This window comes from Pedobacter sp. KLB.chiD, assembly GCF_047040275.1.
Lineage (GTDB): Bacteria > Bacteroidota > Bacteroidia > Sphingobacteriales > Sphingobacteriaceae > Pedobacter.
In genome coordinates this window covers 848,206-861,546 of sequence record NZ_CP178207.1, presented here as the reverse complement: position 1 = coordinate 861,546, position 13,341 = coordinate 848,206, and the positions used below count along the sequence as shown (strand labels likewise).

Sequence of the window (13,341 nt, the reverse complement as noted above, 5' to 3'; positions counted from 1 at the left end):
TTTTTAAGGTTGAGGGTTAAAAGGTTAAAGGTTTGAAGGTTTTGGACAATTTAGCCCTCTACCTAAAAACCTTCTGCCTTCTTGCCGTTATTCATATTTAAGTGCATTCACAGGGTCAGTTACAGCGGCTTTTCGAGCCTGTATACTCACTGTAAGTATGGCTATAACTACAGAAATCAGCGTAGCAGCGGCAAAAGGCAAGAAAGGTATTTCTATACGATAAACGAAGCCTTCAAGCCATTTTTTTATAATGATGTAAGCTATAGGCCAGCTGATCAGATTGGCAACAATTACCAGTACCAGAAACGATTTATTCAAAAGATTTACAATCTGAATATTTGAAGCACCAAGCACCTTTCTCACTGCAATTTCTTTTGTCTTCCGTTTAGCCAAAAATGTGGATAGTGCAAACAAGCCAAGCAATGAAAGCGAAACAGAAACCAAACTAAAAAGAATTATCATATTCATAAACCGTCTGTTCTCTTCCAGGCTTTTTGAAAAGGCATCATCCAGGGAATTGTATTCCATTGGAAAGTTCGGATACAAAATTTTCCATTCCTTTTCAATTTTGCTGATAATCTCTTCATAATGAGCTGTATTGAAACGTACCAGTAAATTATTTGTAGTGGAAGTTCCGCCAAGTTTGGTCACCTTATAAACCGTTGGCAAAACCGCTTTGTCAAAACCTTCGTGATGATAGTTTTTAATGATGCCAACCACCTGAAAAACATTGTTTTTGCCTTGCCAATCGGTTTTTTGATAGGTCTGCCCGATTAGATTTTTTCCAAATAAATTCGCCGCTGCCTCGTTTAAAACTACAGTATTTACGGTATCGCGTTTATACTCTCTTGAAAAAACCCTGCCCTGCAATACTTTCACACCAAGCGCGGGCAATGCGTCCATTGTAACGGTAACGGTATTTAATTTTATGGGCTTACCCTTGAATTTAATTTCTTCAGGCACATTAAAACTATTCCCCAATACCTGGGTAGTCGTCGCAATATATTGAACGCCGGGAATTTTCTTCAGCCGCTCCGCAAAGTTATCTTCATAACTGGTTCTTATATTGATCAGATTTCCTTTTTCAAAGCCTAAATCCTTATTGCTCATAAAGTGATATTGCATTTGCATTATGCCGATAGATATGATAAAGGTTACAGAAATGACAAACTGAAAAACAATGAGAACATTCCGGAGAGCAATACCGCGTAAACCATTTTCATAATTCCCCTTTAAAACAGCTACCGGATTATAGTTAGATAAAATCCATGCGGGATAGAAACCTGCAAGCAGCGTTACAAAGGCAAATAAACCTACTAGCTGGGCAATCAGTACCGATAATCTGGAATTGTGCCAAAAGCTTAAGGTCACATTAAACTGCTGGTTGAAAGCCGGTAATACCATTTCAATTAAAATGATGCAGATAAAAAGTGAAATCAGGCTCTGCAACCCGGATTCGACCAAAAACTGCGCGGTCAACTGCCTTTTGTAAGAACCCAGTACTTTTTTTACGCCTACTTCCTTTGCGCGCTGAACAGATTGTGCCGTAGCCAGGTTGATGAAGTTGATGATGGAAACCAGAAGCAAAAACGCGGATATGGCCATTACCGGTTTCAACTTTTCGAACCAGCTAAGGGTATATGGCGGATTGGAATGTACCGTTTCTAACGGGATAACTTTTAAGCCAGGCAATTTTTCAGGTTGGTGGATATCTTCATCATCCTGCTTTTGTCCTTTCAATAAGTTTTTCCTGAAATCGACATATAACTTTTGTAAAGTTTGGTTTAGCACGAGCGTATCGCTGGCTTTGTTAAGTTTGGTATACACCAGACAATAATTATTATTTGTCGGATCCTCCGGATCTTTATCTTTATTTCCGGTTCGCGTGATGGCGTTAAAACCGACAGTTTGCGGCGATCCGGGCTCACTTACCACACCGGTAACGGTTAATAGATTGCCCTTATCATCCCTCCAGCGAATCATTCTGATCGTTTTACCCAAAACTTTCGTTGTACCGAAAAGTTTTAAGGCCAGATCCTCTTTCAAAACAATCGTATTTTTATTTTCAAGCGCTTTGTCGGCACTGCCCTGAACGAACTGGTAATCGAAAACCTTAAAAAAACTACTGTCCGAGTCCTTTATTTTACTAACCATAACCGGATCGGCATGAGCTGTTTTAACAGAGTAGCCGGTACCAAAATCCCAGTCGTTATCTACCTTGGTTACTGCAACTGCCTGTGGCAGTTTTGTCCGGATCAAATCTGCAATGCGGCTGTTCGAAACCTCATTCCAATGTTCCTTATTGTCAGGGGTAAAAAGATCGTGTTTTTCCCTGATCTGATAGACGTTCTTTAACTCCGGAGACCACTTATCGTAACTTTCTTCATGATTGATATACAAAATCATGAGTACAAAAGCAGTTAAGCCAAGTGCCAGTCCGACAATATTTATGGTAGCATATACCTTATTTTTCCAAAGGTTGCGAAAAGCGATTTTAAGGTTAAGTTTAAACATATTTTAGAGGTTGGGGGTTGAAAGGTTAAAAATTGGAAGGTTGAGGGTTCAGGCGGTTAAACCGTCTACCCTAATACCTTCATCTTGCCACCATTATTCATATTTAAGTGCATCAATGGTGTTTGCTGAGGCCGCTCTATAGGAGCGGATACTGACCGTAACCAGTGTAATTGCCATTGATATGGCCATAGCAAAGGCAAATGGCCAGACGCTGATATCAATGCGATAGGCAAAACCCGCTAACCATTTCGAAACAAACAGGTAAGCCAGGGGCCACGCTACAATATTGGCTATGAAGACCAAAATGAGAAAAGAACCATTCAGCATTTTGACCAGTTCGAGTGTGGAAGCTCCCAAAACCCTTCTGATGGCAACTTCTTTGGTTCTTTGTGTGGCGACGAAAGATATTAATCCGAACAAGCCAATAAATGAGATGAAAATAATTACGCCGGCAAATACTTTAAATAATATGCTGGTGATGCGCTCACTTTCATAATAGCTTTTTATCCCCGCATCAACAAAATCTGCATCATAAATACTGTCAGGAAAGGTACTGTTCCATAGGGCTTCTATCTGTTTCATGGCAGACAGGATCTGTTTGCTATCCATTTTTATCGCCACATTCCAATAATTAAGTTTTCCGGGAAAAATTGCAAGTCCTGATATGCTTTCTCTCAACGATTTATCGTTATAATCTTTAACCACGCCTGTAATTGGCACCAGGTTGCCACTTGCATTTATCACTTTACCTATGGCATCTTCAGGTTTAAGAATACTCATTTTTTTGAGGAAGGTTTCATTTACCACACAGCCGTTGGCGGTATCACTTTTCTGAAATATTTTGCCCGCTATAAGCTTTAAATCGAAAACTTTAAAGTAATTTTCGTCTGCCCTTACCGTTCTTAACTCAAAATCTTTGTTCTTGACCCCATTATAAGTGAAGTCTGTTGAATTTACATCGGAAGATAAAGGCGGTGTCTGGCAAAAACTAAGCAACTCTACTCCGGGAATCTGTAAAGCCCGTTCTTTAAAAGTGTTTAATTTCGTTTTGCTCAAACTATCACCCGGCATACCTACCATTGCGACTGCATTTGCGTTAAAACCCAATGATTTCTGTTTTACATATGCCATTTGCCTGGTAATGACCAGTGTTCCGATAATCAATATGACAGTTATTGAAAACTGAATGACCACCAAAATTTTGCGGAGGCCTAAACCATTGCCATTTAAAGCAATTTTATTTTTGACAGCCAGGGCCGGATGAAAACCCGACACGACTAATGCAGGGTAGAAACCAGCAAGAAAGCCCACAAAAACGACTAAAATTGCCATAAAAATGAAAATTAAAGGATGTGCAAAGAGACTGAACTGAACCTGACCTTTGAACAGGTTTTGCATTGACGGAATGGCTAGTTCGGCAATTACGCAGGCTATTAATAAAGCCATGAAACTCACTACAAAAGTTTCGGTTAAAAACTGTACAATTAACTGTTTCCTTTTGCTTCCCATCACTTTACGAACACCAACCTCTTTTGAGCGGTTTACAGATTGCGCCGTACTTAAATTGATGAAGTTGATGCAGGCGGTGAGTATCAGAAACAAACCAATAATAGCCAGACCATAAATTTCACTTTTGCCGATAGTAGAATCGGCAAAATTATCGTATTTTTCACTAAAATGGATATCTCTTAACGCCTGCAGCTGGTTATTTTGGTTGCCGGCTATTTTTTCAACTGGATAATATTTTTTATTAAACCTCGCTAACGGAGCCTGCATATCGGCAAGTGTTATTCCTTTCTTTAACAGCACATAACTCGATGAGCTGGAATTTACCGAATCCCAGTTGGTATTATTGCGGCCATAATACGTTTCATAGCTTACAATGATCCCAAGTGGGAAACTACTGTTCTGCGGCATATCCTGTATCACACCTGTTACTTTCAGGTTAACACGGGTTCCCATAGTGATGGTTTTGCCTACTGCATTTTCTACCGAGCCAAAAAATTTAATTGCATTGGTTTTGGATAGCACTACAGTGTTGGGTTCAGAAAGGGCCGCTCGGGGCTTACTATATTCCCATTTAATATCCTCGAAAATCTCAAAAAAATCCGGATCAGCGTAGTAGACTGCTTGCTGGGTTTTAATCTTTTCTCGTCCATGGTCATCACGGATATGAAAAACATCGCCCCGTTTTACAATAAAACCCACTTTTTCAAATCCTGCAATTTCATTTCGTGCTGCTGCCGGAAAAGTGATCGGTACACCGGAAGAAAAATCGTCGAAGGCCTCGTATTTCCAGTTAGTGACTACCCTGAAAATACGGTCTTCATTTTTAAAACCTTCATCGAAACTTAACTGATACCGGATAAAAATAAAAATCAGGATACAACTCGCCATACCTATAGATAGGCCGAGAACATTGATCAAGGTATAGCCCTTGTGGTTCCAGAGATTTCGCCAGGCGATTTTTAGGTTGAGTTTAAACATGTTTTTGAGGTTGAGGGTTGAAAGTTTAAAGGTTGGGGGTTCAGGCGGTTAAGCCTTCCACCCTGGTACCTTTGTCCTTCCCGCCATTATTCGTATTTAAGCGCATCAACGGCGTTGGCTTTGGCCACTTTAAAAGTTTGCATACTTACCGTAACCAGCGCAATTAGTATCGAAGTGAAAAGTGCCAGCAAAAAAGGCCATGGGTTTATGGAAATTTTATAATCATATTTATCCAGCCACCGGCTTACCAGAATATATGCGACCGGAATGGCGATCACATTTGAAATCACAACCAATTTCATGAAATCTTTATTAAGCAACACCAGAATATCTGATAAACCGGCGCCCAGAACTTTGCGGATGCTGATCTCCTTGCTGCGTTGCTCGGCCATATAAAGTGCCAGTCCTAATAAACCGAGACAAGAAATGAAAATCGCAAAGCCTCCGAAGATATTAGAAAGCGCACTCAAAAGCTTTTCGCTTCTTATTTTCTCTGCCATACCCTCGCTCACCAATTTTATTTCGGCCGGATAGGCCGGATTTAAACGCCGACTGACCTGTTTAATCGTTTCCAGCGACGCGGTTAAGGATTGTTTGGTATTCAGTCTAAGCAACAATGTTTTGCTTTTTTTCACATTGTAATAATAAACAGTTGGTGAAACTTTTGCCCCTAATGATTCGTTATAGAAGTCTTGTATCACACCAACCACTTTCAAAGGTGGGTTATCACCCCAGGTGATAATTGTTCCGACAGGATTTTCCAATTGCATTAATTTAACAGCTTCCTGATTTAATAATAAAGAAGTCGCAGTATCCGCTGAGAATTTCGGAGATAAGTCTCTTCCCGCAACCATTTTAACGCCCACTGTATTTGCAAAATTAAAACCCGTACTTCTGTAGCTTACAATAGAAACATCATTCTTTGGCTTATTAGGCCACGATATATCTCCTGTAATGTTTCCACCACGGGTAAATGCACTGGCATATTCTGTTGCTGATTCAATTGCACCCGCACGTTCGAGTTCGCTCTTAAAAATTTCCATTTTACCTGGCTTGCTTAACTCACCTTCTAAATCCATCTGTACCAATGCGGTAGCATTAAAACCCAGGGGTTTATCGCGCATATGTTGTATCTGCTTGTAAATCACGATTGCAGAGATAATCATACAGATGGATAAACTAAACTGAAATACGACCAGTATTTTACGAATAGATAACGAGCCTGCAGAACCTCTGAAGCCTTTTAAAACTTTTACGGGAATAAATGATGACAAATAAAACGCGGGATAGCTTCCGGCCAGCAAACCGGTAATTAACACCAAACTCAGCAATGTTATCCATAGTTGTGCCGATCCGTACTGCAGTACAATTTTGATATCGAGCAGATTGTTGAAATATGGCAATGACCCCTCTAACAACGCGAAAGCGATAAGCATGGCCATAAATGACAGTATTAAAGATTCTATCATAAACTGACTCATAATTGTTTTACGTGTTGAACCTAACGCTTTACGAACACCAACTTCCCGGGCGCGCTTCTCTGAACGTGCTGTAGATAAATTCATGTAATTAATGCAGGCAATTAACAGCACACAGAAAGCCAGAAAGATAAATAACCTTACCTGGTCTATCCGCCCGCAAACTGATTTGCCATTCTGAAAATGGTCGTAAAGATGCATCTTGGCAAAAGGAAAAAGGAAAGGCTCATAAGTCATTTTCTTTAAATCCTGTTCTTTGTTTACAATGAATTTCTGTAGTAACTGATTGGTTGATTCTACTGAAACACGGTCCTTTAATTCAAAAAAAGTAAAGCAGGTAATGGTACCCCATCCATTTTCTTTATCCTGAGGATTCAACTGGTCAAAGAAAGCCCATGGGTGCAAAACATCAAATTGCATGCTCACATTTTTTGGTAAATCTTCTATCACAGCGCTCACTTTGAGTTCTCGTTTACCGTTGTAGGTAATTCGCTGTCCGATCGGATTTTGACTTCCAAAAAGTTTTTTCGCAGTTGTTTCATTGATGATCAACGAACTTGGTTCATTTAAAGCGGTTTTGGCGTCACCATAAATGAAATGATAATTAAAAATCCTGATAAAATCCGGATCGACATATAAAGCGGTTAATTTAAAATTATCCCGGCCATGACTGTACAGTGTCACATTATTTTCATTAGATGCTCTTGCAGCCCTTTTAAAACCCGGCAATTCTTCCATGGCGGCCTTCGAAAGTTTATTGGGTACAGCCATGGTGGTCGCCAGTTTTCCGTTAAACTTCAGATTCAAACCCGTTATGTAGATGTTATTCAGGTTTTTAAATTGTTTATCATAACTCCATTCGTATCCCACATATAGCAGCAGCATTAAACAACAAGCCATGCCAATGGCTAGTCCACCGATGTTGATGAGCGTAAAACCTTTGTTTCTCCAAAGATTTCTGATTGCAATTTTTAAATTGAGTTTGAACATAAGGTTTAAGGTTTAGGGCGTAAGGTTTGGGGTCCGGCGCAGGTGTCTATTCATACTTTAAGGCATCAACGGGGTTGGACTTTGCAACTTTTATGGACTGTATGCTAACGGTTAAAATAGCTATTGCAATAGAAATACCAGCGGCGGCCGTAAACGGCAAAGCAGAAATGGATATGCGGTATTCAAACCCGGAAAGCCATTTACTGATGATGATATAGGCCAGCGGAAATGCAATAACGTTGGCGATAATGACCAATTTGATGAAATCTTTATTCAGCAAAGTTAGAATGTGGCCTGTACTGGCACCCAGTACTTTACGGATACTGATTTCTTTTTTGCGTTGCTCGGCCATAAATAAAGCCAGGCCCAATAGGCCCAGGCAGGAAATAAAAATAGCAAAGCCACCAAACCAGTTTGAAAGGGTACCTAAAAGTTTTTCATTTTTGAATTTCGCCTCGAAATTGTCGTCAACAAATTTTATATCAACAGGATAGGCAGGATTTATTTTTTTAACAACTTCACTGATGGAATTTACGGCGCTGCTAATGTTGTGCTGCGCGTTCAATCGCATCACCAATGTGGTGGCTCTGTCCGGATTTTGAGCAATCAATAACGGAGTTGGTTTTTGATAGGCCGATTCCATCACATAATCTTTGATCACCCCAATGATGCGTAACGGCTGTCCCCAAGTGATCATCTTACCCACCGGGCTTTTCATACCCATTACTTTTACCATAGCCTCATTCACCAGCACATTTGCCGTATCTACATAATCTTTGGAGAAATCTCTTCCCTGCACAATCTCCATTCCCGTCGTCTTAGTCAAATCGATTGAAGTAAACCTGGTATTAACGAGAATTTTATCATTTTCATTTTTACCCGGCCAGCTTATGCCGTAGGTATTATTACCGCCCGCGGTTAAGGATAGACTGTATTCGGTTACAGCCGTAACCGCGCCGGATTTTAACAATTCATCTTTTAAAACCTGTCTTTTTTCCTTTTTACCCAACTCCCCAACCGCCGGGATTTGGATCAGGTTTCTTCGATCGTAGCCAATGGGCTTGCTTTTAATGTAATCCAGTTGTTGATAGATGACTGCCGTACAAACAATTAAACATGCGGCAAACACAAACTGAAAAACAACTAAAAATTTACGGATAGACAGTGAAGAACCTCCACTCAGCTTAAAGCCTTTAAGTACTTTTATCGGGTCGAAAGATGATAAATAAAATGCCGGGTAACTGCCTGCAATAACACCAGTAAGCAATGTTAAACCTAAAAACACCATCCAAAACCGCCATTCTGCATAATTTATCTGAATGGTAATTCCCAGCAAGCGGTTAAAATAAGGCAGGCTCACCTCAATTAAAACGAATGCGATCAACATGCTAAAGGTGGTTAATAAAATGGATTCGAACATAAACTGGGCAATAAGATTTCTCCTTGTAGAACCAATTGCTTTTCGAACGCCCACCTCTCTCGACCTTTTTTCTGATTTTGCGGTGGAGAGGTTCATAAAGTTAACGCAGGCGATTAATAGAATACAAAAGGCAAGAAGAAAAAATAGGCGGAGCTGGTCTATCCTGCCGCCTGCGTTTTTACCATTTTCAAATTTCTCGTACAAATGCCATTTCGAAAGCGGATGGATAAAAGGTTCACTATTGGCGTCTTTATCATGGGCTTTTATCATGCCATGTAACTGATTATTCACCTTGTCAAAAAAAGAATTGTCTTGCAATTGCAGAAACATCATGCAAAAATTGGTACCCCATGTACTGTCTTTCGTCCATGGGTTTAATTTTTCGTATAGTGACCAAGACAGGAGGTAATCAATTTGCAGGCTGCTGTTTTTTGGCCGGTCTTTGATTACCCCTTCAACCTTAAGGCTTTCCTGGTTATTTAACTTCACTATTTTGTTTAACGGATCTTCATTTCCAAAAAGATTTTTTGCCAGTGTTTCAGATAAAATCACACCATCCGGATTTTTTAGAAATGTTGCCGGGTTTCCTTTCAAAACACCGTAATCAAACATTTTTAAAAAATCGGGATCGGCAAAACTGGCAGATGCATTAAAATTATTCTGGTTATAACTAAGCAGCTCCATTTCAGGATACGACAAACGGCTAACCCACGCCACCCCCGGAACCTTGTTCTTTACATCTTCCCGTAATTTCCCCGGAAATGCCATAAAACTGTAGGTTTCCGAAGTTGCTTTCTGGTTATTATATAGAACGTATGTTTTTTCGTAACTGGTAAATTGTTTATCGTAGCCATATTCATAGGCGACATATAAAAGTAAAACCATACAGCTGGCGAGGCCAATAGCCAATCCGCCCAGGTTTATTAGCGTAAATCCCTTGTTTTTCCAAAGGTTGCGCAATGCGATTTTTAGATTGAGTTTAAACATCCCAGAGTTAACTATATAAATTGATAAACTGATTAATTGTTAAATGGCCAACAGAAATTGCTAATTGGTTTACTCGTATTTTAAAGCATCAATAGGATTAGACTTGGCCACTTTTACCGACTGTAAACTGACCGTTAAAACGGCAATTAAAATGGAGATGACAATGGCCAGTAAAAAGGGAATAAATGAGATAGCCACACGGTAATCAAAAGCAGAGAGCCATTTATTGATGATGATATAAGCCAGTGGAAAGGCAATCATATTGGCAATGGCCACCAGCTTGATAAAATCTTTATTGAGCAATACCAGGATATTGCCAGTGCTGGCGCCTAAAACCTTACGGATACTGATTTCCTTTTTGCGTTGCTCGGCCATAAAAAGCGCCAGGCCCAATAAGCCCAAACAAGAAATGAAAATAGCGAAACCACCAAACCAGTTTGAAAGTGTCCCTAATAATTTTTCATTTTTAAATTTTCCTTCAAATGATTCGTTCACAAATTTCCGGTTTACAGGATAATTTGGCTCCATTTGTTTTACCAGGTCATCAATTTTAGCCAAAGATGAGCTGATATTTTGATTTGGACTTAACCTTGCTATAAGTACCCTGGCATCGTCATTTGTATTTGCCCTGAAAATCATCGGGGCTACTCTTTGATAAGCACTTTCTACCACAAAATCTTTGACCACCCCAACTGTTGTTAGCTTTTTACCCCAAAAGGTAATCACTTTACCAACCGGATTCTTTAAACCCATCATTTTCACAGCAGCTTCATTTAACAACACGCTGGTTGTATCATGAGGAAATTTCACCGAAAACTCCCTGCCGCTTATCATCTTTGTGCCAATAGTTTCAACAAAATCATATCCTATTGATCTATGGTTAAAAGAAATATCCTCATTCGGATTTTTACCCTCCCAACTTACTGCCGTTGTATTATCTCCGCCTTCCGTGAAATCGGTACTAAAAGAAGTCACATTCGTGACTGCACCAGCTGCGATCAGTTGTGTTTTAAGTAATTCTAATTTAGCAGCATCTCTCATGCTGCCCACTACAGCTATCTGAATTAAATTGGATTGATCATAACCAATAGGTTTGTTTTTAACATAATTTAGTTGCTGATAAATAACTGCCGTACAAACAATTAGTGCTGCAGCAAAAACAAATTGGCCAACCACCAATACTTTCCTCACCGCAGCGGATGAATCTGTTTTAAGGGTAAAACCTTTTAAAACTTTAATAGGCTCGAAAGATGATAAATAAAGCGCCGGATAACTGCCGGCAATCAATCCGGTTAAAATCATTAATCCCAATAAGGTTAACCAAAACAAGCCATTATGGTAATCTATCGTTAACTTGATATCTAACAAATGATTGAAATACGGTAAACTAATTTCAATTAAGATAAAAGCTAACACTGTAGCAATAAATGTGAGGAGCAAGGATTCTAAAAAAAACTGATTGATCAAAGCCTTGCGTGTTGACCCTATTGCTTTACGAACACCAACCTCTTTTGCCCTGCGTTCCGAGCGTGCAGTGGATAAGTTCATAAAATTTACACAGGCAATCAACAAGATGCAAAAAGCCAGCAATAAGAATATTCTAAGCTGATCTATTTTACCTCCTACCGATTTGCCATTAACAAATTCATCGTACAGATGCCATTTGTTTAACGGGTGTAACAAAGCTACAGACGTGTTATCTTTCTGATTACGTTTATAAATATCATGAATCAAATTATTTGCAGCGGCAAAAAAGCTGTTATCCTGTAATTGGACAAGCGTTAGGCACATATTATTGCCCCAATTACCCTCTTTTGCCCAGGTTTCCCGTTTTTCGAACAGCGCCCAAGGCATAATACACTCAAAAGCCAAACTGCTATTGGCAGGCACATCTTCTATTACGGCTTCAACCTTTAGTACATCTTGATTTTCAAGTTTTACCATTTTATTAATAGGATCTTCATTTCCAAATAATTTTTTTGCAAAAGATTTGGTGAGGATAATGGTATTTACATCTTTTAAAACCTGAACCCGATTGCCCTCAAGAAATTTATAATCCAGTATTTTAATAAAATTTTGGTCGGCAAATATGGCACTACTATTTATTTTGTTATCGCCAACAGTTATTAATTTTTTTCCGGGGTAGGTGGTGTGAGCGGCATATTTAACGCCGGGGATTTTTTCCTGCACTTCTTTAGCCATCACATTAGGGGTCCATGCCCAGCTAAAAGTTTTACCACTTGCCTTCATATTTTGATAAACTACATAAGTTTTATCGTGATTGGAGAATTGTTTATCGTAACTCCACTCATAAGCTACATAAAGCAATAAAACCATACAACTGGCAAGGCCAATGGCTAGTCCGCCGATATTGATCAGCGAGAAACCCTTGTTTTTCCAAAGGTTACGTAAAGCTATTTTCAGGTTTAATTTGAACATATTATTCAGGTTGAAGGTTGGAAGGTAAAATGTTTGGAAGGTTTGAGCGCGTAAAGCATACGCGCGCTATCTTCAAGCCTTTTACCTTATTGTTGCCAATCCCTAATCTTCCCATCCAGGAAGATTATCGGGCGGCTATCATTAACTAAACTAAAATCTTTTTTAGAGGTGGAAGGCGGTAAGGTGGCAGGTTAAAGGCCGACATAATTCCACCTTCTACCTTAAAACCTTCAGCCTTCTCTCCTTATATCAGCTCCTCGTTTCTACTTTTATTTATTTTTTCTGATATCACGTGCCCGTCTTTCAGGTTAATAATCCGGTTAGAGAAACTGGCATCGTGACTCGAGTGAGTCACCATTACAATGGTGGTTCCCGTTTCATTAAGTTCGCAAAGCAATTCCATTACTTCATTACCGTGCGAACTGTCCAGGTTTCCGGTCGGCTCATCGGCCAGAACCAGTTTTGGTTTAGTAACCAGGGCCCGTGCTACGGCTACCCTTTGCTGCTGTCCACCGGAAAGCTGTTGTGGAAAGTGGCCGCTACGGTTTACGATATTCATCCTTTCGATGATTTCGTTGACCAGTTTTTTGCGTTCAACCCCGGGAATTTTATTGTAAATCAATGGCAATTCAATGTTTTCAAAAACGGTTAATTCATCGATCAAATTGAAATTCTGGAAAACAAATCCCATGTTTTTTTTCCGGAAATTTGAGCGTTCCCTGTCATTTAAGGTTAAAAGCTCCGTATCTATAAACTTGTAACTTCCGCTTTCAGGTTTATCCAACAAACCCATTACATTTAACAATGTAGATTTTCCGCAGCCTGAAGGGCCCATGATGGATACAAATTCCCCTTCCTTCACATGAAGATTAATTCCGTTAAGTGCCGTTGTTTCTACTTCTTCCGTTTTATAAACTTTCTGTAGATTTTCGATTTTGATCATAATACTTGTATTTATTACCAGGTTCAGAACTGCAAATGGCTTTTAATAATTGTATCGCCAGATGGCTTTACCTTGGTTCATAT

Annotated in this window: 6 protein-coding genes; all 6 read right to left on the bottom strand. The window is 39.5% G+C overall.

Annotated features, from left to right (window positions below; translation table 11 throughout):
- Positions 1-87: 87 nt before the first annotated feature.
- A complete protein-coding gene (locus ACK1I8_RS03720; protein ID WP_412468003.1) occupies positions 88-2,514 on the bottom strand; it encodes an ABC transporter permease in 2,427 nt (808 codons plus the stop codon).
- Positions 2,515-2,607: 93 nt separating this feature from the next.
- Entirely contained in the window at positions 2,608-5,001 is a 2,394-nt protein-coding gene (locus ACK1I8_RS03715) for an ABC transporter permease (RefSeq protein ID WP_412468002.1), read from the bottom strand.
- 86 nt (positions 5,002-5,087) lie between these two features.
- Positions 5,088-7,469 (bottom strand): ABC transporter permease, encoded by a 2,382-nt coding sequence (locus ACK1I8_RS03710; RefSeq protein ID WP_412468001.1) that lies wholly within the window; start codon positions 7,467-7,469, stop codon positions 5,088-5,090.
- Positions 7,470-7,515: 46 nt separating this feature from the next.
- Positions 7,516-9,876, bottom strand: a complete 2,361-nt coding sequence (locus ACK1I8_RS03705; RefSeq protein ID WP_412468000.1) for an ABC transporter permease — start codon at positions 9,874-9,876, stop codon at positions 7,516-7,518.
- A gap of 69 nt (positions 9,877-9,945) precedes the next feature.
- Positions 9,946-12,315 (bottom strand): FtsX-like permease family protein, encoded by a 2,370-nt coding sequence (locus tag ACK1I8_RS03700; protein WP_412467999.1) that lies wholly within the window; start codon positions 12,313-12,315, stop codon positions 9,946-9,948.
- A gap of 244 nt (positions 12,316-12,559) precedes the next feature.
- On the bottom strand, positions 12,560-13,258 hold the full coding sequence (locus tag ACK1I8_RS03695) for an ABC transporter ATP-binding protein (protein ID WP_412467998.1): 699 nt from the start codon (positions 13,256-13,258) through the stop codon (positions 12,560-12,562).
- Positions 13,259-13,341 lie beyond the last annotated feature (83 nt).